This is a genomic window from Sphingopyxis sp. GW821-FHT12C06, assembly GCF_058807415.1.
The window spans coordinates 395977-422220 of the sequence record NZ_JBXAQR010000004.1 but is presented as its reverse complement, the minus strand read 5'-3'; the positions used below and the strand labels follow the sequence as shown (position 1 = coordinate 422220).

Annotated in this window: 23 protein-coding genes and 1 pseudogene; 8 read left to right on the top strand and 16 right to left on the bottom strand. The window is 64.5% G+C overall.

Translation table 11 applies throughout. The features are described 5' to 3' along the window. Positions 1-157: 157 nt before the first annotated feature. The 11 genes and pseudogenes from AC1RRJ_RS14270 to AC1RRJ_RS14220 form a co-directional block, all read right to left on the bottom strand. A complete protein-coding gene (locus AC1RRJ_RS14270; RefSeq protein ID WP_493123777.1) occupies positions 158-1087 on the bottom strand; it encodes an electron transfer flavoprotein subunit alpha/FixB family protein in 930 nt (309 codons plus the stop codon). Further along, positions 1084-1833 carry an electron transfer flavoprotein subunit beta/FixA family protein gene (locus AC1RRJ_RS14265; RefSeq protein ID WP_493123775.1) on the bottom strand — a complete coding sequence of 250 codons (750 nt, stop codon included), beginning with the start codon at positions 1831-1833 and terminating at the stop codon, positions 1084-1086. Before AC1RRJ_RS14265 ends, AC1RRJ_RS14270 begins: the two co-directional genes overlap by 4 nt. A 108-nt stretch (positions 1834-1941) precedes the next feature. After that, positions 1942-3150, bottom strand: coding sequence for an ADP-forming succinate--CoA ligase subunit beta (sucC, locus tag AC1RRJ_RS14260; protein WP_493123773.1), 1209 nt, complete (start codon positions 3148-3150; stop codon positions 1942-1944). 187 nt (positions 3151-3337) lie between these two features. Beyond that, positions 3338-3649: a hypothetical protein gene (locus tag AC1RRJ_RS14255; protein WP_088472893.1), complete on the bottom strand. Its 312-nt coding sequence runs from the start codon at positions 3647-3649 to the stop codon at positions 3338-3340. A gap of 9 nt (positions 3650-3658) precedes the next feature. Further along, entirely contained in the window at positions 3659-4819 is a 1161-nt protein-coding gene (locus tag AC1RRJ_RS14250; RefSeq protein WP_493123771.1) for a serine hydrolase, read from the bottom strand. Between the two features lie 137 nt (positions 4820-4956). Then, on the bottom strand, positions 4957-5646 hold the full coding sequence (gene msrA, locus AC1RRJ_RS14245) for a peptide-methionine (S)-S-oxide reductase MsrA (protein WP_493123769.1): 690 nt from the start codon (positions 5644-5646) through the stop codon (positions 4957-4959). A 385-nt stretch (positions 5647-6031) separates the two neighbouring features. Then, complete coding sequence (locus tag AC1RRJ_RS14240; RefSeq protein WP_493123767.1) at positions 6032-7246, bottom strand: pyridoxal phosphate-dependent aminotransferase; 1215 nt, start codon at positions 7244-7246, stop codon at positions 6032-6034. Between the two features lie 320 nt (positions 7247-7566). Next, positions 7567-7995, bottom strand: a complete 429-nt coding sequence (locus tag AC1RRJ_RS14235) for a helix-turn-helix domain-containing protein (protein ID WP_493124149.1) — start codon at positions 7993-7995, stop codon at positions 7567-7569. A gap of 75 nt (positions 7996-8070) precedes the next feature. Beyond that, a pseudogene (locus AC1RRJ_RS14230) lies at positions 8071-8358 on the bottom strand (PilZ domain-containing protein); the annotation flags it as partial. Positions 8359-8461: 103 nt separating this feature from the next. Next, complete coding sequence (pabB, locus tag AC1RRJ_RS14225) at positions 8462-10282, bottom strand: aminodeoxychorismate synthase component I (protein WP_493123765.1); 1821 nt, start codon at positions 10280-10282, stop codon at positions 8462-8464. 35 nt (positions 10283-10317) lie between these two features. Beyond that, positions 10318-10797 carry a hypothetical protein gene (locus AC1RRJ_RS14220; RefSeq protein ID WP_493123763.1) on the bottom strand — a complete coding sequence of 160 codons (480 nt, stop codon included), beginning with the start codon at positions 10795-10797 and terminating at the stop codon, positions 10318-10320. A 197-nt stretch (positions 10798-10994) separates the two neighbouring features. Between AC1RRJ_RS14220 and AC1RRJ_RS14215 the strand changes: the two genes are divergently transcribed. Continuing rightward, a complete protein-coding gene (locus tag AC1RRJ_RS14215) occupies positions 10995-12662 on the top strand; it encodes an AMP-binding protein (protein ID WP_493123761.1) in 1668 nt (555 codons plus the stop codon). A gap of 53 nt (positions 12663-12715) precedes the next feature. On the opposite strand, the gene AC1RRJ_RS14210 is transcribed toward AC1RRJ_RS14215, so the two are convergent. Beyond that, positions 12716-14002: an NADH:flavin oxidoreductase/NADH oxidase family protein gene (locus tag AC1RRJ_RS14210; protein ID WP_493123759.1), complete on the bottom strand. Its 1287-nt coding sequence runs from the start codon at positions 14000-14002 to the stop codon at positions 12716-12718. A 142-nt stretch (positions 14003-14144) separates the two neighbouring features. Here AC1RRJ_RS14210 and AC1RRJ_RS14205 point away from each other — a divergent pair, with 142 nt between their 5' ends. The 4 genes from AC1RRJ_RS14205 (at position 14145) to AC1RRJ_RS14190 (ending at position 17273) form a co-directional block, all read left to right on the top strand. Next, positions 14145-14579 carry a MerC domain-containing protein gene (locus AC1RRJ_RS14205; protein ID WP_493123757.1) on the top strand — a complete coding sequence of 145 codons (435 nt, stop codon included), beginning with the start codon at positions 14145-14147 and terminating at the stop codon, positions 14577-14579. Between the two features lie 102 nt (positions 14580-14681). Continuing rightward, on the top strand, positions 14682-15146 hold the full coding sequence (locus tag AC1RRJ_RS14200) for a Fur family transcriptional regulator (protein WP_493123755.1): 465 nt from the start codon (positions 14682-14684) through the stop codon (positions 15144-15146). Positions 15147-15263: 117 nt separating this feature from the next. After that, on the top strand, positions 15264-16787 hold the full coding sequence (locus AC1RRJ_RS14195; protein WP_493123753.1) for a fumarate hydratase: 1524 nt from the start codon (positions 15264-15266) through the stop codon (positions 16785-16787). A gap of 48 nt (positions 16788-16835) precedes the next feature. Continuing rightward, the gene (locus tag AC1RRJ_RS14190; protein ID WP_493123751.1) at positions 16836-17273 is read left to right on the top strand and encodes a hypothetical protein; all 438 of its coding nucleotides are present in this window, start codon (positions 16836-16838) and stop codon (positions 17271-17273) included. Between the two features lie 36 nt (positions 17274-17309). Here AC1RRJ_RS14190 and AC1RRJ_RS14185 read toward each other — a convergent pair whose 3' ends face one another. Next, positions 17310-18410 (bottom strand): DUF481 domain-containing protein, encoded by a 1101-nt coding sequence (locus AC1RRJ_RS14185; RefSeq protein ID WP_493123749.1) that lies wholly within the window; start codon positions 18408-18410, stop codon positions 17310-17312. A 132-nt stretch (positions 18411-18542) separates the two neighbouring features. Here AC1RRJ_RS14185 and AC1RRJ_RS14180 point away from each other — a divergent pair, with 132 nt between their 5' ends. Continuing rightward, entirely contained in the window at positions 18543-18818 is a 276-nt protein-coding gene (locus AC1RRJ_RS14180) for a hypothetical protein (RefSeq protein ID WP_493123747.1), read from the top strand. Here the strand turns inward: AC1RRJ_RS14180 and AC1RRJ_RS14175 are convergent, their stop codons facing one another. From AC1RRJ_RS14175 to AC1RRJ_RS14165, 3 genes are read right to left on the bottom strand one after another with little or no spacing between them, the layout of a single operon-like run. Beyond that, positions 18819-19772, bottom strand: coding sequence for a TraB/GumN family protein (locus AC1RRJ_RS14175; protein WP_493123745.1), 954 nt, complete (start codon positions 19770-19772; stop codon positions 18819-18821). It lies immediately after the preceding gene. Further along, positions 19772-20911 (bottom strand): MBL fold metallo-hydrolase, encoded by a 1140-nt coding sequence (locus tag AC1RRJ_RS14170; RefSeq protein ID WP_493123743.1) that lies wholly within the window; start codon positions 20909-20911, stop codon positions 19772-19774. The genes AC1RRJ_RS14175 and AC1RRJ_RS14170 overlap by 1 nt, the downstream gene beginning before the upstream one ends. Before the next feature lie 3 nt (positions 20912-20914). Continuing rightward, a complete protein-coding gene (locus AC1RRJ_RS14165; protein ID WP_493124147.1) occupies positions 20915-21565 on the bottom strand; it encodes a cell cycle transcriptional regulator TrcR in 651 nt (216 codons plus the stop codon). Positions 21566-21846: 281 nt separating this feature from the next. Between AC1RRJ_RS14165 and AC1RRJ_RS14160 the strand changes: the two genes are divergently transcribed. Together AC1RRJ_RS14160 and AC1RRJ_RS14155 are read left to right on the top strand one after the other, a co-directional pair. Next, complete coding sequence (locus AC1RRJ_RS14160) at positions 21847-22596, top strand: S1 family peptidase (RefSeq protein ID WP_493123741.1); 750 nt, start codon at positions 21847-21849, stop codon at positions 22594-22596. A gap of 135 nt (positions 22597-22731) precedes the next feature. Further along, on the top strand, positions 22732-26241 hold the full coding sequence (locus tag AC1RRJ_RS14155) for a CHAT domain-containing tetratricopeptide repeat protein (protein ID WP_493123739.1): 3510 nt from the start codon (positions 22732-22734) through the stop codon (positions 26239-26241). Positions 26242-26244 lie beyond the last annotated feature (3 nt).

Genomic DNA, 26244 nt, shown 5'->3' with positions numbered 1-26244 from the left:
TCCTCACCGTCTTCCGCGATGCGCGGTGGTGGGCGATGCTCAAGCCCATGTCGATGACAATTTGGTGACGGCCAGAATCGACAAAGCGGCCGCAGGCATCGCCCACGACCGCTTTGTTATTATCACCCTGCCCGGCATAAACCGGACGGATCGCGGATCAGATCTTGCCGGTCAACTCGGGAACGGCATTGAACAGATCGGCGACGAGGCCGAAGTCGGCGACCTGGAAGATCGGGGCGTCTTCATCCTTGTTGATCGCGACGATCGTTTTCGAATCCTTCATGCCCGCGAGATGCTGGATCGCACCCGAAATGCCGATGGCGAAGTAAACTTCCGGGGCGACGATCTTGCCGGTCTGGCCGACTTGATAATCGTTGGGGACATAGCCCGCATCGACCGCTGCGCGCGATGCACCGAGCGCGGCGTTCAGCTTGTCCGCGAGCGGAACGATCACTTCCTGATATTTCTCGGATGAGCCCAGCGCGCGGCCACCCGACACGATGATCTTGGCCGAGGTCAGCTCGGGACGATCCTGCTTCGCGATTTCGGCGCCGACGAAGCTCGAGATGCCGGCATCGCTGCCTGCACCCACGGCTTCGACCGCCCCCGAACCGCCCGAAGTCGCGGCCTTTTCGAACGCGGTGCCGCGCACGGTCAGGACCAGCTTGGCATCCGACGATTCGACAGTCGCAATCGCGTTGCCGGCATAGATCGGGCGGGTGAAGGTCTTGGGACCTTCAACCGACAGGATTTCCGAAATCTGCATGACATCGAGCAGCGCGGCGACGCGCGGCGCGATGTTCTTGCCGGTCGTCGTCGCGGGCGCGAGGAAGGCGTCATGCGATGCCATCAGTCCGGCGACGAGCGGCGCGACATTTTCGGGCAGATTGTGAGCGAAGGCGGCGTTATCGGCGACATGCACCTTGCCGACCCCGGCGATGCCGGCGGCTTCCTTGGCGACCGCATCGACGCCCGAACCGGCGACGAGCAGATGGACTTCACCGAGCTTCGACGCGGCGGTGACCACCGCGAGCGTGGCGTCCTTGACGGCCTTGCCGTCATGTTCGACCCAAACGAGCGTTTTCATGAGTGCACTCCCATCGCCTTCAACTTGGCAACCAGTTCATCGACATCGGCGACCTTCACGCCGGCCGAACGAACCGGCGGCTCGCTGACCTTGATCGTCTTGACGCGCGGTGCGGTGTCGACGCCATAATCGGCGGGGGTCTTGTTATCGAGCGGCTTCGACTTCGCCTTCATGATGTTCGGCAGCGAAGCATAGCGCGGCTCGTTCAGACGAAGGTCGGTGGTGACGATCGCCGGAAGCTTGAGCTTCACCGTTTCAAGACCGCCGTCGACTTCGCGGGTCACGCTGACATGATCGCCATCGACGTTCACAGCGCTGGCGAAAGTGCCCTGCGCCCAGCCGGTGAGGGCTGCGAGCATCTGGCCGGTCTGGTTGTTGTCGCCGTCGATCGCCTGCTTGCCAAGGATCACGAGACCCGGCTGTTCGGCTTCGGCAATCGCTTTGAAGATTTTCGCGAGCGCCAGCGGTTCGACGTCATCGTCGGTCTGGACGAGGATCGCGCGGTCGGCGCCCATCGCGAGCGCGGTACGAAGCGTTTCCTGCGCCTTTGCCGGGCCGACGGACACGGCGACGACTTCGGTCGCGACGCCCTTTTCGCGGAGGCGAATCGCCTCTTCGATCCCGATCTCGTCGAACGGGTTCATCGACATTTTGACATTGGCGAGGTCAACGCCGGTACCGTCGGATTTGACCCGCGGCTTCACGTTATAATCGAGCACCCGCTTTACGGGGACGAGGATTTTCATGGCTTCAAAAGCTCCTCTCGAGAAATTGTGCACCGCGTCATAATTGCGGTTTACGTAAACGTCAACCTCACCCCTCCCCCCTCATGGCGGGGAGGGGCTGGCGAGGTGTCAGGCCGCCTTGGCGACCTCTGCGACGATCTTCTTCGCCGCGTCGCCCAGGTCGTTGGCCGCCACGATCGGCAGGCCCGAGTTAGCAAGGATATCCTTGCCTTCCTGGACGTTCGTGCCTTCGAGGCGGACGACGAGCGGAACCGACAGGTTCACTTCCTTCGCTGCGGCGACGATGCCGTCCGCGATGATGTCGCACTTCATGATACCGCCGAAGATGTTGACGAGGATGCCCTCGACCGCCGGATCCTTCAGGATGATCTTGAACGCCGCGGTGACCTTTTCCTTGGTCGCGCCGCCGCCAACATCGAGGAAGTTGGCCGGGAAGGCGCCGTGCAGCTTGATGATGTCCATCGTCGCCATTGCGAGGCCCGCGCCATTGACCATGCAGCCGATGTTGCCGTCGAGCTTGATGTAAGCAAGGTCATATTCCGACGCTTCGACCTCGGCCGGATCTTCTTCGGTCAGGTCGCGCAGCTCGGCGATATCCTTGTGGCGGAACATCGCATTGCCATCGAAGCCGACCTTGGCGTCGAGCACCAGCAGTTCGTCGCCGTTCGCACCTTCGCAGACGGCGAGCGGGTTGATTTCGATCTGCTCGGCATCGGTAGCGAGGAACGCGTTGTAGAGGCCCGCAAGGATCTTCGCGGCCTGCTTGGCGAGATCGCCCGACAACTCGAGCGCCGCGGCGACGCTGCGGCCGTGGTGCGGCTGCAGACCTGTAGCGGGATCGATAACGATCGTGTGGATTTTTTCGGGCGTGTTGTGCGCGACGGTTTCAATGTCCATCCCGCCTTCGGTCGAAGCGACGACCGCGATGCGGCTGGTGGCGCGGTCGACGAGCAAAGCGAGGTAGAATTCCTGCTTAATGTCGGCGCCGTCGGTGATGTACAGGCGGTTGACCTGTTTGCCGGCATCGCCGGTCTGGATCGTCACCAGCGTGTTGCCGAGCATGTCCTTGGCGTGCGCTTCGACTTCTTCGAGCGTCTTCGCCAGGCGAACGCCGCCCTTCGCATCAGCAGCCAGTTCCTTGAACTTGCCCTTGCCGCGGCCGCCGGCGTGGATCTGCGATTTGACGACATAAAGCGGCCCGGGGAGCTGCTTCGCCGCCGCAACGGCTTCCTCGACGCTCATCGCGGCGATGCCTTTGGGAATAGCGACGCCAAATTTTGCGAGCAGTTCTTTCGCCTGATATTCGTGAATGTTCATGAGGTCTGCCGGGCCTTTCGAGTCTGGGGCGGGGAGAATTGGCGCCGCCTAAGCACAAGTTTGGCGGCAAGGCTACCCCTACGGCGCCCAGTTTATCTTGTGCGCCGACAAGCCGGACCCGATGCGCCCGGCGTTTCTTTCACGATGCTGAAACAGGGTGCGGCAACCGGCCGCGTGCAAACGCGACCTAGTTGAACGCGCAGACCGCGGCCGAGCTGATCGTCACCGTCAGTATCTCGGGGTCCCTGAGCGCCCGAATCTTGCGCGTGAACTGGGTCAGCGTCAGATTGTCGACGCGCTTGTCCTTCAGGCTGGCCAGCGATCCGATGCGGCGCAGCTGGGTCAGCGACAGCCGGTCGACCATGCGTTCGGCCATGCATGCAGCGATCGGTTGCGACAGACCGGCATCGACCAGCCCGGTGCGCAGCCGCGCCTCGGGAGTCGCGCAGGCGGCGAGCGCGAGCGGCAGGGTCAGCAAGGGAAGAGCGGCCCATTTCATATTGCGATTCTACCTTCCGTGATATTCGGCAACTGCGCCCGAAACCGCCTGCATCAACGCCATGCGGGCGGGAATGGGCGAGGTCGTGCTGCCGAGCATTACCACGATGGCATAGCGGGTTCCATCGGGCGCGGTCGCGATACCGATATCGTTATAACCGGCCGTCATCCCTTTGAAATCCTGACCAGTTCCGGTCTTGTGGAGGAATTGCCAGCCGGGGGGAAGGCCAGCCTTCAGCCGCCGCGGACCGCTCCGGGTGCGGCTCATCACACCGAGCAGATATTCGCTCGATTCGGGCGACAACAACGTACCGCGCGCAAGCCGGGTCAGCGCGCTGGCGATCGCCGCCGGGCTCGCGCCATCGACCGGATTCGCGAGATAGGCATCCATCGCAGCCTTGCGCTTCGCTTCGGGCAACGCGGCGCGCGCGGCCTCGAAGGCGCGGCCAACCGAATAGCTTTGCTGCCAGCTCAGCCCCGCCGTGCCGCTTTGCAACAAGCGCTCGCCGGGACCAAAGCGAATCGACCCCAGATCCTTTTTCGCGATGAAACGCCGCACCGCTTCGGGGCCGCCCGCCGTGCGCAGCAGGCTGTCGTTCGCGGTGTTATCGCTGTGGGTGATTGCTGTTTCGATAAGATCGCGAACGCTCATCGTCACCGACCCTTCGGTCCGGACGCGCGCTGCAAGCGGCTGGTGAAACAAGGTCAGATCCTGCGGACCGATGCGCACCGGTTGGTCGAGGCGAATCCGCCCCTGATCGACCGCATCGAGTATGGTCAATGTGACCCACAGTTTCGACACGCTTTGTTGCGGAAACAAATCGTCGCCGCGCTGGTCGAAAGCCCATTCGCCGTCGATGCGCTGGACGGCGATTCCGGTCTTGCCGGGAAAAGCCTTCCAAAGCTGGGTGATGCGATCGCTGAGTCCCGCAGGCGGGCGACGAAAACCGGGATCCGTCGTTCCACGCGGCGCAGGAGCGGCAGAACGCACCGGCTGTCCGATGGGGACCGAAACCGATCCGCCCGGCCCGCGCGTCACCGGAGGCGAGGGCGCCTGGCGCGGCGTCTCGCGGGACTTGGGCACGATCGCGGCGCCGCTAACGCAACCTGCGAGCACAACGGCGCTCACCATCATCGCAAGCGACGGCTTGCCGGAAAACCTGATCTTCATTCAAACCCCGCGGCTGCGACCGTCATCTCTTATCCCCACCCAATCGGCGAAGCCATTCGTCCCGCACACGGCCAAGGGGAGCCAGCGATTTGCGGTGAATGATTCCTCTGTCGCGACCAGTGGCGGAACCCGCCCGTTCAGGGCGCGGGCGTGGCCCTTATCCGCGCCGGATAAAGCCGCTTCAGCGCCGCGAGCTTCGGCGCATCCCAGCGCAATATATAGCCGTTCGACGGGTTGCGGCGCATGAAATCCTGATGCCCCGCTTCGGCCGGATAGAAACGCTTGTAGCTTTCGATCGGCACAACGACGGGTTTGGCGAAATATTTGCCCTTGCCGATCTGCGCCAGATAGGCGGTCGCAACCTGGCGCTGGACCGCGTCCATCGGAACGATCGCGGCGCGATATTGCGGCCCGGCATCGGGGCCCTGACGGTTTTTGAGCGTGGGGTCCGCGACCACCGAAAACAGGATGCGGAGCAAAGTGCCATAGCTGACCTGGCTTGGGTCATAGATAATCCGCACCGCCTCGGCATGGCCCGACGCGCCATCATGCGTCAGCTCATAGCGCGCGGTCGCGGCGCTGCCGCCATGATAGCCCGATTCGACCGAGATCACGCCTTTGACGTTCGAGAACACGCCCTCGACGCCCCAGAAGCATCCGCCCGCGAGGATCGCGGTGGCGCGCTTGACATTGACGGCAGGATCAACAGCCGCTGCGGGAAGCTGAACAGCACCCTCCGCCTGCGCCGATGTGCATTGGGCGACGATCGCGCCGACAAGCAGCGCCGCGAAGGCGCGAGAGAAAAAATGGCGACGCCGCGCCGTCACAGCGCCAGCGAAAGCGCCGGATGCTGGAATACGACAATCAGACCGCCGATGGCAAAGCCAGCGAGCATCATCAGGAACCAGTCGGAGCGGAGCGTGGCAAGCATGGGGAGAGCCCTTTTTTCTGTCTTCCGGTTTTGCGGCCAAGGCCGCCCTGTTCACACCCACGATATGGCACACCCCAACCAGCCGCGCAGTGATGTCCATCACCCTAGGCATCGAGGCTTACTATACGGTGAACCGGGCGCTTAGCCGTCGTTCATGTCTGAAAATGGGAACCCTCGACGCGATTACAAGACCGGTCGGTACAGAATTATGTCGCGCGACGAATTTTTTTTCGCCCCGGCGAAAAGGGCACAAAACCTGCCCTTCGCCGGGATCTCCAATTTTATGCCAGCGCGGCGCACGCCTGCTGGATGCGTACGCAAGCTTCCTTGAGCACCGCTTCCGACGTCGCGTAGGAAACACGGAACGCCGGCGACAAGCCAAAGGCGCCGCCGTGAACCGCGGCAACGCGCGCCGAGTCGAGGAAATAGTCGATCAGCGCTTCGTCGCTGTCGATCAGCTTTCCGTCGGGGGTCTTCTTGCCCATGCAGCCGCTCGCGTCGGGATAGACATAGAAAGCGCCGTCGGGGGTTGGGCAGTTCAGGCCCGGTGCGTCGTTGAGCATCGCGACGACCATGTCGCGGCGCTTCTTGAACGCCGCGTTGCGGTCGTCGAGGAATTGCTGCGGTCCGCCGAGCGCGGCAGCGGCGGCGGCCTGCGCGATCGAGCAGGGGTTCGACGTCGACTGCGACTGGAGCTTGCCCATCGCCTTGATGATCCATGCGGGGCCGCCCGCATAGCCGATACGCCAGCCCGTCATCGCATAGGCCTTCGAACAGCCGTTCACGGTCAGAATGCGGTCGATCAGGTCGGGGCAGCGCTGCGCCAGCGTCGAGAAGGCGAAATCGGCGTACCAGACATGCTCGTACATATCGTCGACCATCACCATTACATGCGGGTGACGGCGGACGACTTCGCCGATCGCGTCGAGTTCCTGCGGCGAATAGGCGGCACCCGACGGGTTCGACGGCGAGTTGAACATGATCCAGCGTGTCTTCGGCGTGATCGCCGCGTCGAGCTGCGCCGGGGTGATCTTGTAGTTCTGTGCCGCGGTGCCTTCGATGATCACTGGCGTGCCGCCGCAGAAAGCGACGATGTCGGGGTAGCTGACCCAATAGGGCGCGGGGATGATCACCTCGTCGCCCGAATCGACCGTCGCCACCAGCGCGTTGAACAGAGTATGCTTGCCGCCAACGTTGACCGAGATCTGGTCGAGACCGAAGTCGAGGCCATTGTCGCGGCGGAACTTGCCGCGGATCGCGTCCTTCAGCGCCACCGTGCCATCGACCAGCGTATATTTGGTCTGACCGTTGCGGATCGCCTCGATCGCCGCTTCCTTGACGAAATCGGGAGTGTCGAAATCGGGCTCGCCGGCGCTCAGCCCAATGACATCGACGCCGTCCGCTTTCAGCTTGGTCACGCGCGCGGTCATCGCGAGCGTTGCCGAAGGCTGGATACGACCGAGTGCGGCCGAGACATGGGGCTTGAAAGTCGACATGGCGAAGCGTCCTTGCGAGAGGGCGGGTGACAGGAAATTGGCAGAAAATTGCGCGCGGCCGCGCCTATCGCGTCCTACCCGATTAGGCAAGGGATGCGGTAGACAATTTACGAATGCGAAGCGATTTCCGCGCGATGAGAGCCCGTGCTGCTTTGGCAGAAGAAGCTGTGTAGTCCTGCGAAGGCCGGAGTCCATACTTCGGCCTGTGTCGCGTCGAACCGGCAGGAGATGGATCGCGTTGGGCGGCGCGCGACTCCCGCCGCCCTTCGCAGGGACACGCGCACTTCAACCAAAGGTGACCGGCGCTCCGGATTCCCGGGCTAGAATTCGATGATGATCCGAACCCTGTCGGCGCTGATGCCGATGGCGCGCGCGATCTGTTCGCGGCTGCGGTCGATCAGCTCCTGCGGCTCCCGCATCCCCTCGGGCACAACGTCGTCGAACTGGTCAGCGGTCTGCTCGGGCGCAGCGCCATCGAGCAGGTCGGAGGCCTGGACGCCGAGAATTGCGGCGAGCTTCGCCATGCCGCCACGCTTGGGGAGCGCGCGACCATTTTCCCAACTCGAGACCGACGGTGTGCTGACGCCCATGCGTTCGGCGATCTCGGCCTGGTTGAGCCCGGCCCTGGTGCGGAGCCCCTGCAAGCGGACGCCGAAGGCTTCGTCGATCACCGCTGCCGCGTCATCTTCGTCGATGCCGGGTGCCGGATCGATGGCGGGCGCAGGGGCAAGGGCGCTCTTGAGTTCCACGGCGCTCAGCGTTGCCGGTGAGACAGGGCCCTCAAACTGGCATCCGAAAAACCGTCCGCTTGCCCAGATAACGACCGCGGTTATGTCGCCGGCATGCGGAAGCTCAATGTCGATTCGGTCGCCGGCGGCCAGTTTGATGTCACTTTCGAGCAGCAGGCCCGTTCCCGAGATATTGTGAATCTGGACCTCGATGGCGGTGCCATCTTGCTGCGAGCCCCGGGCGAGAAGGCTAAGTTTTCGACGCGCTTCGTGACGTTTGTCGGCGCGGGGCGCCGATGGCAGAAAATGTCCGAAAATAGGCACAGGCGACTGTTGGAGTTTGCTGGTTAAAAGAAGGTTAGCAGCAGCACCGAAAGTTGGCATGTCGGCACAAAATACGCGGATGCCGGCTCCCTCGGTGAAAGCGGCTGCAGATCGTCGTGGGAGTCCGTACTCGCGGGACCGGTCGCGCCAGCGCGTACCGAGTCTAAGCGTCCTCGATCAACCGCGCCGGGATCAGCCCGCGCAGCGAATTGCCGATGAAAAACCCCTCGCCCAGATCCGCAAGGCGCAGGTGTGATTCGACTGCGCGCCCCTTGTCGATCAACTCCGCGCGCAGCACCCCGGGGAGCAGCCCGAGCGACAGCGGCGGGGTGAGAAGGAGACCATCGCGCTCGACGAAAATATTGCTCCAGCTGCCCTCGGTTACAAAGCCCGGCTCGTCGACGAAGACGATCTCGGCCGCGCCGCTTTCGCGGCGCGCGCCATCATAAGCGGCGCGCTGGCTGGTCTTGTGCGCGAGGCGATAATCATCCGCCGCCATCGGCGCGGGGCTGACGGCAACCGGCACCGGCAGTTCGGCAAGCCGCGGCAGCGGCGACACCTCGACCGCGAGCGCCCCCGACGGCGCAAGCCGCATCCGCACCCGCGCCGCCCCGCGCAGGCGGAAGGTCGCCGATTGCAAGCTGTTGCGCGCACCATGGCGGTCGAAACGAAAACCCAGCGCGGCGGCGCTTGCGGTCAGCCGCGCCAAATGCCCCTCGAGGCGCAGGACGCCATCGACCGGATCGAAATACATTGTTTCGAGTAGGTCGAAATTTTCGCCCGCTGCGCTCACAAATTCCCCTTTGGCCAGACATTCGCGCCATTCCTCGGCGGGCACGCTGTCGGCGACGATTCCAGACCCCAGACCCAGCGTGGCGGACAAGCGCCCATCCTGCAAGTCATTGGAATGCGGAAATACCAATGTCCGAATCGCGACGTTGAACGCCGCATCACCCCCCGGCTCGATGAAGCCGATCGATCCCGTATACAGTCCGCGCGGCCCTTCTTCCAGCGTGTCGATAATCTCCATCGCGCGGACCTTGGGCGCGCCGGTGATCGACCCGCACGGAAAGGCAGCGCGCAGCACATCGACCGCGCCGACGCCGTCCGGCAGCCGTGCGCTGACGTCGGACACCAGCTGATGGATCGTCGGAAAGCTTTCGACCCGAAACAGGTCGGGCACCGCGACCGACCCCGGCACCGCGACGCGCGACAGGTCATTGCGAATGAGGTCGACGATCATCAGATTTTCGGCCCGCTGCTTGGGGTCTTCGGCCAGCTCGCGCGCAGCGCGGGCGTCAGCCCCGGAATCCTGCCGCCGCGCTGCGGTCCCCTTCATCGGCCGCGCCATCGCCTGGCCGCCCTTCAGCGCGAAGAAGAGTTCGGGCGACAACGACGCGATCGCCTGCGCGCCCGTCCAGATGAAGCCGCCATAGCCCGCACACGCCGTCCGCCGCAGCCGCGCATAGGCAGCAAGCGGATTGCCCAGCACCGGCACATCGGCGCGAAAGGTCAGGTTCGCCTGATAAATGTCGCCGGCGCGGATCAGCCCGAGCACCCGTTCGACCGCCGCTTCATAGTCCGCGCGTTCGACCCGCGGCTTGACGCCGCCGATCCACGCACCCGCCGGATCGGGGAGCAGGTCGGCTACCGCATCGGCCTCGATCCGCTCGACCCGCTCAAACAGTCCGAACCAGCCGAGCGGCGCGTCGCCGGCCTCTTCATCAACCATCCCTCGCCACGCGGGGCCGAGCGCCTTGCCCGCTTCATAGGCCAGATAGCCAGCGGCATAGAGACCGCGCGACTGCGCCATCTCCAGCGCGTCGAGCAGCGCAGGAACCTCGGCTATGGTCGGGGCACTCAGCACCTCGACCGGATCGCGAAACAGACGCGCCGGCACTGCACCGTCCGACCGTGCGTCGTCGAGCAGGACAAAGGGTCGGCAGCCCGTTTTCACGACAGGAATCGAAAGCGCCCCAATCATCGGCTTGTCACAATGATCCCGCCCAAGGAGCCCGGTCAGCGCTCGCGACGGACACGAATGGAAGGGCGCCCTTCGAGACTGAGAAAATAGGTTCCGAGCGAGGCCGCCTTGATCCGGATCTTCTGCCCCGGGCGCGGCGCCAGCGGCATGCGCTTGTTGTCGATCTGCACCCAGACCGATCCGTCGGCCATCGCGATGCGATAGCCGCCGTCGCTGGTGCCGGAAGCCGACTCAACGCTGGTTTCGACGCTCTGGACCGCCTCCTCCTCGTCGCCGCCTCCAAACAGGCCCAAATCGGGCAGGTCGAATCCGAACAGGCCGCGACGCGTCTTCTTGATCGTTTCCTTGTCGGCAAAAGAAATTTCGCGCTGGGTGTCGGCCGTCTGCAGCTCGCCGACCTCCCGATCGAAACAGGTCAGACGTGCGGCAGCATCGGCAATATCGCGGCAGTCATAGAGCTGCTGAATCTGTGCCGGACGTGGCGGAGGCGCCTTATCCTTGGCGGATGCCGGCATGGCGGCGGCGTACGCGACAATGGCAAATGGCGCGAAGATCCGCAGTGACAGGTGCAGCACGGCAATCCCCCTGAAAATGGCTCCGGCCCTTGCCTAGACGCCGCAGCGATACGCTGCAAGCACCCCCGATTGCACAGATCGCTTACTTACCTTAGTGTCAGGAGCTTGCCCCTGTTTCAAAAGGACATAGTGCGCCGATGAACACGCCTTACGACTGGTCGACTGACTACCATCATCCGACGGACTGGGACCAGTTGTTCGCGCCGCTATCGCTGCCCGACATGCTTGCGGCCAGTGTCGCGCGCCGAGGCGATACGCCGATGCTCGATTTTCTCGGGCGGCAATTTGGCTATGCCGAAGTCGCGCGCGGCGTCGCACGCGTCGCACGCGGTCTGCAGCAGCGCGGTATCGGCAAGGGCAGCCGTGTCGGCCTGTTCCTGCCCAATGTGCCCCATTATGTCGCCGCCTATTATGGCGCGCTCGCCGCCGGGGCAACCGTGGTCAATTTCTCGCCGCTCTATACCGTCGCCGAACTCGAGGCGCAGGTCGAGGATTCGGGCACCGACACTTTGTTCACGGTCAGCGCGACGGCGCTGCTGCCCACCGCGCTCAAGGTGCTCGACGGGTCGAGCCTGCGGCAACTCGTCGTCGGATCGGTCGCGGGCGGCCTGCCTGCCGCCAAGTCGGTCCTGTACCGCCTGTTCAAGCGCGACGAAGTTGCGGCGCTCCCCGACGATCCGCGCGTGATCCGCTTCTCGACCCTGATCGACAATGACGGACTGCCCGCCCCGGTGCCGATCGACGCGGAAAAGGACATCGCCCTCATCCAGTATACCGGCGGCACCACCGGCACGCCGAAGGGTGCAATGCTGACCCATCAGAATCTGACCGCCAATGCACGGCAAGTGAATGCGATCGATCCCGATCATGAGGCGGGTGACCGCATCCTCGGCGCGCTGCCCTTCTTCCATGTCTTCGCCAACACCTGCGTGCTCAACCGTACCATATTGAATGGCGGGATGATCGCGATGCTGCCGCGCTTCGACGCCAAGCAGGCGCTGCAGGCGATCACGCGCACCAAAACGACCGCCCTGCCCGGCGTCCCGACAATGTATCAGGCACTGCTCGACCATCCCGATCTTGCCAGGACCGATTTTTCCAGCCTGCGCATCTGCATTTCGGGTGGCGCACCGATGCCCGCCGAGCTGCGCGAGAAATTCGTGGCGGCGACGGGGGCTTCGCTCGTCGAGGGCTATGGCCTCACCGAAAGTTCGGGGGTCGTCTCGACCAACCCCTATGAAGGCCCGGTCAAACCCGGCACGATCGGCCAGCCGCTTCCCGCAACACACCTTCGCCTCGTCGACAAGGAAGATCCGTCGCGCGACGCCCCCGCGGGCGAGCCCGGCGAGCTGGTGGTCAAGGGGCCACAAATCATGCAGGGTTACTGGAACCAGCCCGGCGCCGACGCCGACAGCTTCACCGCCGACGGCTGGCTGCGCACCGGTGACGTCGCGGTGATTGACGACGACAAATATGTCCGCATCGTCGACCGGTTGAAGGACATGATCGCAGTCGGCGGTTTCAAAGTATACCCCAGCGTGATCGAGGCGCATCTCTACGAACATCCGGCGGTCAAGGAAGCGATCGTCCTCGGCGTCCCCGACGCTTATCGCGGCGAAGCGCCCAAGGCGTTCGTGACGCTGGAGGATGGTTTTAACATCTCGGGCGAAGCGCTCGCCGCGTGGCTCAATCCGCAACTCGGCAAGCATGAACGGGTGAGCGCGGTCGAGGTGCGGCTGAATCTGCCCAAGACGATGATCGGCAAGCTGGATCGCAAGGCATTGCGGGCGGAGGAAGGCGCGTAACAGTCACGCTGCCTGCGCGGGAGTGAAGAGATCGATGTTGTCCAGACACGCCCCTACCCCCGCGCCTTCATGATCGCCTTGTTGCGCGCCTCCAGCGTGCGAAAGGCCGAAAAGACGCTCAGCCTTTCATCAGCCCGCCCGTCTTGGCCGAGCAACCAGAGCTGCTGATAAAACCAGTAGATGCCGGCAAAGCCGTCGATCGCCTTGACCAGCTGAAACCGCTTCAAAAAGCTCAGCCAGGCGGGCAGCAGCCCGCGATCATCTTCATAACGCGGCAATTGCTCCGCCCCTTCGAGCAAGTGCTTCGGCGCATCGGTCATCAGACACATCGGCCGGCCAAGTCCGATCACATCGGTCGCCCCACCCACGAGCGCCTGCTCCATCGCGGCACGCGTCCGAAAGCCGCCAGTGACCATCAACGGCACCGTCCCGCGCGCCTGCATCCCCAGTGCGAAATCGACGAAATAGGCCTCGCGCGCCAAGGTCGAGGGCGCGACATTTTGCACCGCGCTTTCCTCCATCCCCTCGATGCCCAGCAATTTGGGCTGCTCGTAGCTACCGCCCGAAATCTCGATCAGGTCGACGCTCGCTGCCTCCAGCCAACCGGCGACCGTCAAACTATCCTCAAAGGCGAAACCGCCTTTCTGGAAATCGGCGCTGTTGAGCTTGACCGAGACCGGAAATCCGGGTCCGACGGCCGCGCGGATCGCGGCGATCACCTCCAGCAACAACCGCGCCCGATTTTCCAGGCTGCCGCCATAATTGTCAGTCCGACGGTTGGAGAGCGGACTGAGAAACTGCGACATCAGATAGCCGTGCGCGGCGTGGACCTGCACCCCGGTGAAACCCGCATCCTGACACGCCCTGGCCGCGACCGCCCAGCGCTGCACCAGATCGGCGATCTCGCCCAAGGTCAGCGGCTCGGGCTGGCCGAACTGTCCGCCGGGCAAAGCCAGTTTGATGTCGGACGCCGATTTGGGATGGCGGTTGACGATCGCCGGCGTCTGCCGCCCACTGTGGCTGATCTGCGCCCAGAAATGATTGCCACCGCGCGTCGCGGCCTTGGCCCAGCGGGTCAGCGCCGCCATCATCTCCGCATCGGGCGCGCGGTCGATCACGACATTGCCGGGGCGCTCGAGATGATCGCGGTCGATGACCAGATTGCCGCCGATCAGCAGCCCCGCCCCGCCGTCGGACCATAGTCCATAAAGCCGATCGAGCGCCGCGGTCGGCCGCCCCTCGGGAGTCGCCATCCCCTCGGTCATCGCCGCCTTGGCGATCCGGTTCGGCAAGATCGCGCCGCATGGCAGCGTCAGCGGTTCGGCCAGACCGGTCATCATACCACTCTCCAATGATTTTATTCTGAAACCCACCCTGCCCCGCCCGCCCGATTGGCGAAAGCGATGATTTGCGCCATGAGACGTTGTAACCTTGGTCATGTTATGCCATATCAATCGCCATTGTCGTTGAACGGAGAATCGGGTGACCCAAGTCGCCAGCCATGCCCCTGTCATGACGCGCCTCGGCGCGGTGGTTCGGGCTGCGCGCGATTCGCGGCCGCTGACCGCGCTCAGCGGTGACCAATTGGCGATGGGCCTGTCGGGCCTGTGTCTTGTCCATTGCCTCGCAACAACGATCTTCTTCGCCTCGATCGCGTCGGTCGGCGGCGTGTTCCTCGAAAATCATCTGTTCCACGAGATCGGCCTGATCGTTGCGATCGGCTTTGCGCTCATCACCCTCGTCTCGGGTGTGCTCACTCATGGCTATATGATGCCCTTCGCGGTCGGCAGCTTCGGGCTCGGCATGATGGCGGGCGCGCTGTCCCGGCCGCACGACGGCAGCGAAGTGCTCGCCACAATGATCGGCGTTGCCGTCGTTGCACTCGGCCACGACCTCAACCGCCGCGCGCGACACTGACGGCATAGCCGGAACGGGCCGTCCGCTCCTTGCGGGCGCCCCCCAAACAGCCTACATTGAACGAACAGTCAGCGCGGAATTATCCGCGCAAGGGATACGCCAATGGGCAAGCATGATCATCCGCACGTCGAGGCCAGCGGCGCCTCGCTCGCCAAGGCCGCGCAAACCGCGCTCGAGAGCGCGGGCGAAGCGTGGACCGACATGCGCGCGCAAATTTTCGACGCCGTCGCCGAAATCGGCAAGCCCGCAAGCGCCTATGAAATCGCCGACATCGTCTCGCAGAAACGCGGCAAGCGCGTTGCGCCGAACAGCGTTTACCGCATCCTCGACCTGTTCGTCGCGAACAACCTCGTACGCCGGGTCGAGAGCGCCAACGCCTTTGTCGCCAACAGCCACCCCGGCTGCCTCCACGACTGCATCTTCCTGATTTGTGACAGCTGCGGCAGCGCGGTGCATGTCGACAATGATGCCCTATCGGGCGGCGTCCGCGCCGCGGCCGAGGCAACGGGCTTTGCCGCCGAACGCCCGGTGATCGAAGTGCGCGGCAAATGCGCCGAGTGCCAATAGGCTAAGCCCCCCGGCTCGCCCCGCGGCGCGCGCCTTTCCCGCTAGGCTCTGGACCATCGCCCTGCCCCGGGTCTAGGGAGGCGGCGAATCCGAACCACGGACAAAAGGGCTGCACCCATGAATACTGTCATCATCCGCGAAGACGACCTGATCGAGACCATCGCCGACGCGCTCCAGTACATCAGCTATTTCCACCCGATGGACTATATCCGCGCGCTGGGCGCCGCCTATGAACGCGAAGTCTCGCCCGCCGCGAAGGACGCGATGGCGCAGATTCTGTCGAACAGCCGCATGTGCGCCGAGGGGCATCGCCCAATCTGCCAGGACACCGGCATCGTCACCGTGTTCATCAAATGGGGCATGGACTGCCGCCTCGACAGCCCGCGCAGCCTACAACAGGTCGTCGATGAGGGTGTCCGCAAAGCCTATCTCCACCCCGAAAACAAGCTGCGCGCCTCGATCCTCGCCGACCCGGCGTTCAGCCGCGTGAACACCAAGGACAACACCCCGTCGGTGCTCAACGTCGAAATGGTCCCCGGCGCGAAGGTCCATATCGACGTCGCGGCCAAGGGCGGCGGCAGCGAGAACAAGTCGAAGTTCAAGATGATGAACCCGTCGGATTCGATCGTCGACTGGGTACTCGAAATGGTCCCGCAAATGGGCGCTGGCTGGTGCCCGCCAGGCATGCTCGGCATCGGCATCGGCGGCACCGCCGAAAAGGCGATGCTGCTCGCCAAGCAGTCGCTGATGGACCCGATCGACATGACCGAGCTGCTCGCGCGCGGGCCGTCGTCGCCGACCGAGGAGCTCCGCATCGAGCTCTATGAAAAGGTCAACGCACTCGGCATCGGCGCGCAGGGGCTCGGCGGCCTCGCCACCGTGCTCGACATCAAGATCGCCGACTGGCCGACGCATGCGGCGTCGAAGCCCGTCGCGATGATCCCGAACTGCGCCGCGACACGCCACGCCCACGTCACCCTCGACGGCAGCGGCCCTGCGTTCCTCGAAGCGCCGAAGCTTGCCGATTATCCCGAAATCGACTGGAAGCCCGACCAGGCGGCGATCCGCGTCGATCTCGACAATCTCACCTCCGACGTCGTCGCCAGCTGGAAACAGGGCGACCGCCTGCTGCTCAACGGCAAGATGCTCACCGGCCGCGACGCCGCGCACAAGCGCATCGCCGACATGCTGGCCAAGGGCGAACAGCTTCCCGTCGAGTTCAAGGGCCGCGTGATTTACTACGTCGGCCCGGTCGATCCCGTCGGCGAGGAAATCGTCGGCCCCGCTGGCCCCACCACCGCGACGCGCATGGACAAGTTCATGGACATGATGCTCGATCAGGGTCTGCTCGCCTGCGTCGGCAAGGCCGAGCGCGGCCCCGCCGCGACGCAGGCGATCGCCAAGCACAAGAGCGCCTATATGATGGCGGTCGGCGGCGCGGCCTATCTCGTCGCGCGCGCGATCAAGGGCAGCAAGGTCGTCGGTTTCGCCGATCTCGGCATGGAAGCAATTTACGAATTCGAGGTCCACGACTTCCCCGTCACCGTCGCGGTCGACAGCGAAGGCCAGAATGTCCACGTCAACGCACCCGCGCTGTGGCAAAAGCGGATCAAGGACGAAGGGTTGCTGGAGAAGGCATAAGGACCGAGAACGCACACGCGTTCAGGTTTGATCCGGGGGAGGGACATCATGATCAAAATGGGGAAAGGCGCATTCGCCCTTGCCGCTTGCGTAGCGATGCTCAGCGTTTCGGCTCCGGCACAGGCGGGAGATGCTTTCGCCGACATGATCGCAGGCAAGTCCGCAATGAAAGGCAAGAAGCTCGAAAAGGCGATCGAGAAAGCCGACGCTCACCCGCTTGGCAGCGAACAAAATCCCGTGCGCGCGGCGATGCCGCAAGGACAGCGCGCCTATCTTGCGCAGCTTCGCTGCGCCGATGGGAAAGCACCGAAATTTGACCGCATTGGCAATATGGGGATCGGGACATTCGGCAATATCGTCGATGCCTATAGCCTGAGCTGCGAGGGCAGCACCCCGGAAACCAGTACGGTCTATATGGACATGTATCACGCCGGTTACCGCGAGGCGCGAACCGTGCCGGGCTTCACCCTGGCCGAGCCCGAATAGCGGCGGGCGGGTCATCCATGATGGCCCGCCTCGTCTTTAAAACCCGTACACCAAAGTAAAGCGCGTCAGCGTATCGACATTCTCGACCCCCGCCGGCGGGTGCGAAGCGATTTCAGCCGAATAGGCGATGCGCGCCGACAATCCGCCGGTCAGCTTTGCGTTGAGCGCGGTCAGCGAACTGGTCGAGGTGTTGCTTTCGCCGACGATCGTCGACGCCGTCTGCGTCAGGCGCAAGGTCGGCGACAATTGCCAGCCGAAGTCGACCCCGGCGAGCCCGGAGATTTCGCTATCCCGGCCAGTCCGGACGAAGTCAGTCTGTCGCCACGCCGGGCCTGCCTTCAGGTTCAGCGACATCTGCTTGCTGTCGATCACCTTGTAACCGAGCCCGCCCGACGCGTTCCAGCGCGCGGTATAGCCGAGCATCCGGTCGCGCTCCCAGCGCCCGAGGCCAAAGGCAAAGGCGCGGTCGCTGACTTTCACTTGCGGCTCATATTCGACAAGATAGCGCTCCAGCGTCGTCCGGCCACTCGTGCGCTGATAGTCGGCCTGCGCGCGCATCCGCTGGCTCCAGTCGATCCCCTTGCGCGCCAAAGCGATGCCCACATTGAAGCCGGTCGATTTGTTGTTACCACCACTGTGCGAGGCGCCGACCTGCCCCTCACCCTTCCAGTTCTGCCAGAATTTGGCCTGTGCCAGCCGGGCGCGTTCAGCGGCCGCGGCCTCGTCCTTCAACCGCTTTCGCTCGGCGCGATAATCGGCGAGCAATATGTCGATTTCGGCGACATCCTCGGGACTCGCCGTTTTGGCGAGCTTTCCTACCGCTTCCACATCGCTATCCTTGCCGCTGGCGATCGCGGCGTCGAGCATGACACGCACCGGATCGGGCGGCGGGATCACCGGCACTTCGATGAGCGGAGGAAGTCCGCGCTCGTAAACGCCGAGCAACAGGTCGATTTCGATCTGGTCGGCCGGATTGGTCAGCTTTGCCAGCTCGGCAACCGTTTCCACATCGGCGGCGTTGCCGCGCGCCATCGCGGCATCAAGCATCGCGCGAACCGGAGGGGCAAGCTGGGCGTGAACCGGATGGGCAACGCCAAACAGCAGGCCAAGCGCCGCAAGGCGTGGGAGAGCGGTCATCGAAGAGATCCTTCTTTGGGGGAGGGTCCGGGTGTCGTTCGATCAACGAGGCGTTGGCCGGGGCCTTGCCTCGTCGCCCTATAACCCTAAAGCCACTGGCATTTCCACCCCGCCTGCTCCATTTGCAGACCTATGTGGATCGCGATCATCGCCATTTTCTGCGCCGGCATCGGCAATTTCGCAATGCACCGCGCCTTCATGGAAAGCGACGATCCGCTGGTGCAGCAGATGGTCAAACCGCTCGCCGACAAGATCGGACCGCACGCCACCTATATTTTCGAATTCATGCTGCTCGTCGGCGCCATGGCAATCGCGACCCGCAACTGGTTCACCGCGCTGCTGCTCTACGGCCTCTACACGATCTTCAACGCAATGGCGTTCAGCTGGATCATGCAACGGCCACAGTAGTTACTGCCATGCCGGTCCGCTGATCGGCAATCCCTGATTTTTGAGCCGATCGAGCACCCCGTCCTTCTCGGCGAGGACACGCAAGGGGACAACCGCCAGCGTCACTCCGGGCTGCGCAGCGGCACCCTGAATCGCACCGGTCCAGCTTTGGCGCAGCTCCGGCCCAAAGCCATCATTCGTCCACGGCCAGCAGCGCCCAAGCGCTTCCTCGAGCGGACTGGCCATCACCGCGGGCACGTCAAACCCGGTCCACGCCCGGCCGCGCTCGATCACAATGTCACCCCCCGCCTCGGTCGCCGCCATCGCCGCCTCAAGGCATGGAATATGCGTTTCGGGCGCCGCCGCGAACAGATTGTCGAGCATATCCTCGCCGCGCACTTCGCCGACGGGCTGGGTCGGAATTTTCGACTGCCGTGCCGCCTTGCGCACGACGTCGGACGCGTCGTCAGCGGTATCCTTGTTGAAGGAAAGGCGCTTCGACAAAAGATCGAACGCCGTCATCAGGAAATTCTGCCGCGCATAGTCCTGCCCGAAACGGCTCTCGAGCGCGCGCAACCGCTTCATCTGGGCCGCGTTCAGATAATCCGCCGCGACACGCCCCTTCGGCAATTTGGTGAACCCGCCGCCCTTGAAGATCAGTCGCAAAATATCGCCGGGCGACACTTTCGCCCTGGTCCCCAGAATGACGCGCTGCGCGCGGTCGGTCGCGCCTTCCAGCCGCTCGGGACGCCACGGCGTCGCTTTCGGAACCTCGGCGATTTCGCCGACCAATATGACCACGCCGGCGGATGTCTGGATCGTCCACATCGGCGCGCCCGAACGCCGCGCGGTTACGACGATCTCGTCACTGGCATCGTCGGCCGCGGGCGTATCCGTCGCCAAGGCAGTGTGCGGCGCCATCATCGCGACCCCGGCTGCAAGCGGGATAGCCATCAGCCACCGCATGCTGCGCATCACGCGACCCCGTGATACCACCACACACCGTCGCGATCTTCCTTGCGCACCCGACCCTCGACCTCGAGCCGCTTGAGATGCGCGAGCGCCTCGCCGGTCGCGAGCCCCTGATTATGTTCGCCGATCGGGCGATTGAACAGCAAGGGGAAGCTGTCGACCGCGCGCATCGGCGCCTTCGCGATCGATTCGGCCAGATTATAAAGCCGCATCCGGTGCTCGTCGCGCAACGCCATCAGACGGACGTGCAAACCCTTGAACGGCTCGCCATGCGCCGGGCAGACAATCAGGTCTGATGGCAGGACGCGAAGCAATTTGTCGATCGAGTCGAGCCATTCGCCCAGCGGATCGGCGTCGGGTTCGGTGATATTGACCGACACGTTCGAGCTGATCCGCGGCAACACCTGATCGCCCGACACCAGCACGCCCTCGCGCTCGTTCCACAGGCACGCATGTTCGGGGCTGTGCCCCGACCCGGTGACAACGCGCCACTGATGTGCCCCCATGTCGACGACGTCGCCATCCTTCATCCGCACGTAGGAACGCGGCAGTGGATAGACCATCATGCCGAAACGGCCCCAGCCTTCACTTTTCTGGCGCTCGATAGCTGCATCGTCCCAGCCCGCGGCACGCGATTGCACCAGCACCTCGTCCGGCACCGTCTCGCTGGTGTCGGCAACGATCGCCCGCGCGGTCAGCATTTCGCCGCGCGTCATCCACAGCTTCACGCCGAGCTTTTTCGCAATCCAGCCGGCAAGGCCGATATGGTCAGGGTGCAAATGCGTGCCGACGACGCGGGTGATCCGCACGTCCTTCAGCGCGCCTGCGTAGAGCGCCTTCCATTCGTCCGAACACATGGTGAGACAGATGCCGGTATCCACGATCGCGACACCCTCACCATCCGCGTCGGCATCGTCGAGCAGCCAGCTGTTGATATGGCCAAGCGACCCTGGCATCGGGATGCGCGCCCAGCTGATGCCCGGCGCGATACGGATCGTCTCGCCCGTCGCCGGCGCGGCTTCGCCCCACGGATAGGTCAACCCGGCGTGGCTCGTCGCGGTAAAGCTGTCGTCCTGCGTCAGCGAGGCATCCGGCGAGCCGCTGGCCGCCGGGATATGATCCTCATCCTGCCCTGACGCCACCCGTCAGACCGCCGTTTCGTCGTTGCCGGCGGCTTCGCTGGCTTCTTCGGCAGCGCGCGCTTCATTGGCGGCGGTGCGTTCGGCGCGCAGCTCTTCGAGCAGCGCTTCGCGGTCGCCCTCGAAGCGGCTGTCCTCGGGGGCCTTGATGCCCGCCTTCTTCGCCGCTTTCGACACCAGCGCGTCAAGCTCGCGCTGCGAGCAAAGACCCAAAGTCACCGGATCCTTGGCGACGATGTTCGAGCTGTTCCAGTGGCTACGGTCGCGGATCGCGGCGATCGTGTTGCGCGTGGTGCCGATCAGCTTGCCGATCGCGCCATCCGACACTTCGGGATGGTTCTTCAGGATCCAGGCGATGCCGTCGGGTTTGTCCTGGCGCTTGCTGACCGGGGTATAGCGCGGACCGCGGGTACGGCGGATCGTGTCCTGCGCCTGCTTGGTCATCTTGAGCTTGTACTCGGGGTCGTTCTGACCCTTTTCAATCTCTTCCATCGACAGCTCATGCGCGCGCACCGGATCGCGTCCGGTATATTTGGTCGCTGCGGTCTCGTCGGCGATCGCCTGCACTTCGAGGATATGGATGCCGCAATAGTCGGCGATCTGGACGAAGGTGAGGCCGGTGTTGTCGACCAGCCAGGCGGCGGTCGCATGCGGCATCAACGGGGTGGCATCGGCATTGGCCATGACAAAAAGTCTCCAAGCGGAAATAATAAGGGCCGCCCCTCGCGGGGCGGCCATTCGGCGGTCGGTGTAGACCCGTTTTCTGCGGCGGGCAAGTCGTGGATTTCGGCCACCTGACGGGCACGCCGCCACTCCTGGCGCACGATAGAACTGGCAAAGCAATTGCGAAGTCTTGATAAGAGACGCGGATGACGCCCTTCCATAAACTTCAGACCGCGTTTTTGCTGCTATTATTTCCCACGGCGGCATGGGGTATTGTGATCCGGCACGACGTTGCCGACGCACAATATCGGGTAACGGCGGACAGCTATCCGCAACTCGCCGACTTGCCGGGCGAAGGGCACGGCGTACTGATCGCCCGCAACTGGATCGTCACCGCAGCGCATGCGGTGAGCTGGCAGCACGAACCGATCGACAGCCTCATGCTCGATGGGCGATCGCGCCGGATTGCGCGGATCATTGTGCATCCCGGATACCAAAGGCCGCCGTCCGAATTGGCCACCGGTGACGCCGCGCCACTGATGGGCTTTCTTTTTCGTCAGGACGACATCGCGCTGATCGAACTCGCCGAACCAGTCGACGATGTTGTGCCCGCCGCGCTGCTGGACGACCGGCGGGTGCACGGCCGGGTCGCCCTCATCATCGGGCACGGCGCGACCGGTGACGGCCTTCGCGGGCAGGCAGCCGATGCCCCGCACCGCACGGCCTTGCGCCGGGGCTATAACCGGGTTGCTCGCGATGAAGGCCGCTGGCTGACGTACCGTTTCGATCGCGGCCGGCGGGCGTTGCCGCTGGAAGCCATGCTGGGCAATGGCGACAGCGGCGGCCCACTGCTGATCGAGGATGCGGGTGCCTGGAAACTGGCGGGTCTCGCCTCCTGGAAATCATGGAAAGGTGATCTTTCGACCTTCCGCGGCGGCGTCTACGGTCAGGAAAGCCATTATGTCCGCCTCGCCCATTATCGCGACTGGATTCGCGCCAATCTGGCCGCCGACGCGACCGAGTGACAGCCGTCACATGACCCGAACCCCAGCTGGCTTAAGAGCGTGCGGCACGGCGCCCCTTGCGGTCGCGTCGCTTCGCTGATGACAATAAACCAATATATTCTGTATGTTGGTCCGAAACAGAGGAACCGGACTTCCATGTCAAATCGTCGACACCGCTTTCTGGCGCTAATCCTTGCCGCCCCCCTGCTGACCGTCGCGCCGATGGCCGTCGCGCAGGACCAGCCGCCGGCCACGCTCGACGCCGATCAGCAGAAAATGCTCGACCTGATCAACAAGGGCATGGATTTCGACCGCACCGGCAAATCGCGCGATGCCGAGGCGGTGTATCGCCGCTGGATCGACGAAGCGACCAAACGCTACGGCGCCGACGGCCTGCTCACCAGCCTCGGCTATCGCCTCATCGCCGGCAATCTGGAAGATCAGGGCCGGGCAAAAGAGGCCGAACCCTATTGGCGCCACCTGCTCGACATCAACAAGGCAGTGCTCGGCGACAGCGATGACGAGACGCTGACCGCGACCATCGCCCTCTCCTCCAACTTCATCAAGCAGGGCCGCCCCGCCGAAGCGCTGCCGCTGCGCCGCGCGATCCTCGCGACCCGCATCGCCCAGCGCGGCGAGCGCGATCCCAAGACGATCATCGCGACGAGCAACCTCGCATCGGTGCTGACCGAGATCGGCGACTATAAGGAAGCCGAAGCGCTCTATCGCAAGACGCTCGAGACCAGCCGCGCGGTCAATGGCGAGGGGCATAGCGAAACCGCATCGGCCTATGGCAATCTCGCCGTCGTGCTGCGCAGCCTCGGACGCTTTGACGAAGCCGCACCGATGCTCGAAAAGGCGCGCGAGATCGACACCGCGCTCACCGGCCCCGACAGCGCGAATGTCGCGCTGCGCCATTATAACAGCGCGGTGAATTTCGGCGACATGGGCCGCTTGGCCGATGCCAAGGCCGCCGCCGAAAAGGCGCTGACTATCTGGCGCACAGCCAAGGGCGACGACAGCATCGAAGCAGCGCAGGGCTATACCGCCGTCGGTTACAGCCTGATGGCCGAAGGCCGCTTCGCCGACGCCGACGCCGCCTATCGCAAGGCGCTCGACATAAGGGTCAAGCGGCTCGGCGACGCGCATCCCGCAACCGGTGAAGCCTATAATAATCTCGCACTCAACATGGACAAACAGGGTCGCCCGCCCAGCACGATCGAACCGATGCTGCGCAAGGCGCTCGACATCACCCGGTCAACGATCGGCGAAGGCAGCGAACGCGCCGCGACCCTTTATGCCAATGTCGCGCATAATCTGAATTCGCAGGGCCGTTACACCGAGGCCGATTCGATGTACCGCCGCGCGCTCGACATTCAGAAGGGCGTCGCGGGCACCGACCACCCCTCTTACGCTTCCATGATGATCAACCTCGCGCTCAACATGCGCGACAATGGCCATCCCGAACAGGCCGAGCCGCTGATGCGTCAGGCGCTCGAAATTTTCCGCGCCAAATTCGGCGAGAATAATCCCGAAACCGCCTGGGCCTATACCAGCCTGTCGTCGACCCTCGGCGCACTCGGCCGCCATGCCGAAAGCGCCGATATGGCGGCCAAGGCACTCGAAATCCGCCGCCGCCTGCTCGGCGAGGATCATCCGCTGACCGCCATCGCCTATAATATCGTCGGCGCGGCGCTGACCCGCGGCGGCAATGGCGACAAGGCAGCTGAACCCTATTACCGCCAGTCGCTCGCGATCCTCCAGCGCAGCGTCGGCGAAGCCCATATCGACACCGCGCGCGCATATGACAGCCTCGCCTCGAACCTCCAGCGGCAAGGCAAGGCCGCCGAGGCCGAAGCGGCGGCCACGAAGGCGGTCGCGATCTTGCGCCGCATGACCGATCAGGCGGCGGCGGGCGGCAATGCGGTGACGCTGTCGGCGCTCGACCGCCAGCAGGCGAACCCCGACCGCGGTATTTTCACCACCTATATGAACGCCGCCTTCGCGCTGATGAGCGATACACCGGACGCCGCCGGACAATCAGCGCTCCAGAACCGCGCCTTCCTCGCGGCACAGGACGCGATCAGCTCGGCCTCGGGCCGGGCGGTGCTGCAAACCGCCGCGCGCACCGCCGCCAAGACCCCCGAAATGGCCGAAGCCGTGCGGCAGGAACAGAATCTCGCCGCCAGAGCGAATATGCTCGACAAGAATCTGCTCCGCGCCCTCGGCGAGCGCAATCCGGTCGAGGCGACGCGGCTGCGCGGCGACCTCGACAGCGTCCAGGCGCAGCTCGCCGACGTCAGCGCGCTGATCGACAAAAAATATCCCTCGTACCGCCAGCTCGTGTCGCCACGCCCGATCGGCCTCGCCGAAGCGCAGGCGGCGCTCCGTCCCGGCGAAGCGCTGCTCTTGATGACCGAGGCGGCGAACACCTTCCACCTCTTCGTCGTCACCCCGACCGCGGTAGGATGGAGCCGCCCGAACCGCGAGGTCGACGAAATATTGGGGCAGATTTCGAACCTGCGCTGCGATGTCGATTTCGCGACCTGCACGGCGGCGCGCAAGGCCGAGCTCGATGCGATGCCGATGACCGCAAAGGAAATGGACGGCCGCCGCCGCTTCGACCTCAACGCGTCGCACGATCTCTACAAGGCGGTGATGCAGCCGATCGAACCGCTGCTGAAGGATACCACCCGGCTCTTCGTCACCAGCTCGGGCAAACTTGGCGACCTGCCGCTCGCGATGCTGTCGGCGTCGCCGCTGCCCGAGGGGGCCGACCTCGCCGATCCCGACACGCTGGCGCGCGCCGCGTGGCTCGCCGACCGCTATGCCTTCACCAGCCTGCCGTCGGTCGCCGCGCTCACCCTGCCCCGCGAGCCGCGCAAGGCGCGCCGCGACAAAAGCTTTCGCGGCTATGGCGCGCCGGTACTGCTCGGCGGCGACACCGGGTCGCGCGCCGCGGTCGGCATCGGCGTGTTCGACGGCGTATCGGCGTCGGGAACCCCGCTCGCCGATCCCGAGGCGCTGCGCAAACTCGCGCCGCTCCCCGGCACCAGGGTCGAACTCGCGGCGATGGCCGACCTGTTCGGCGCCCGCCAGACCAGCCTGACCCTCGCCGGTGGCGCGACCGAGGCGGCGCTGCGACAGGATGCATCGCTGGCGACGAGCAACATCATCGCGATCGCGACCCACGGCCTGCTCCCCGACCCGACGCTCGGGCTCAGCGAGCCGGGGCTTGTGCTCACCCCGCCCACCGCGCCCAGCGACATGGACGACGGCCTGCTCACCGCGACCGAAGCCGCCCGGCTGTCACTCACGGCCGATTGGGTGATCCTGTCGGCCTGCAACACCGCCTCGGCCGAAGGGTCGGGCGGCGGCGACAGCCTCTCGGCGCTCGCACGCGGTTTCCTCTATGCCGGCGCCGACGCGCTGCTCGCGAGCCACTGGCGTGTGTCGGACGAAGCGACCGCGGTTCTTACCGTCGAAACCCTGCTCGCGCGGCAAGCGAACCCCGACATGACCCGCGCGCAGGCGCTGCAACTGGGGATGCAGGCGGTGCGCAGCGGCAAGCGCGCCGACGGCAGCGCGGTCAAGGGCTGGAAAGCCGACTGGTCGCACCCCGCCGCCTGGGCCGCCTTCACCAATATTTCGAACCGCGACGACTGATCA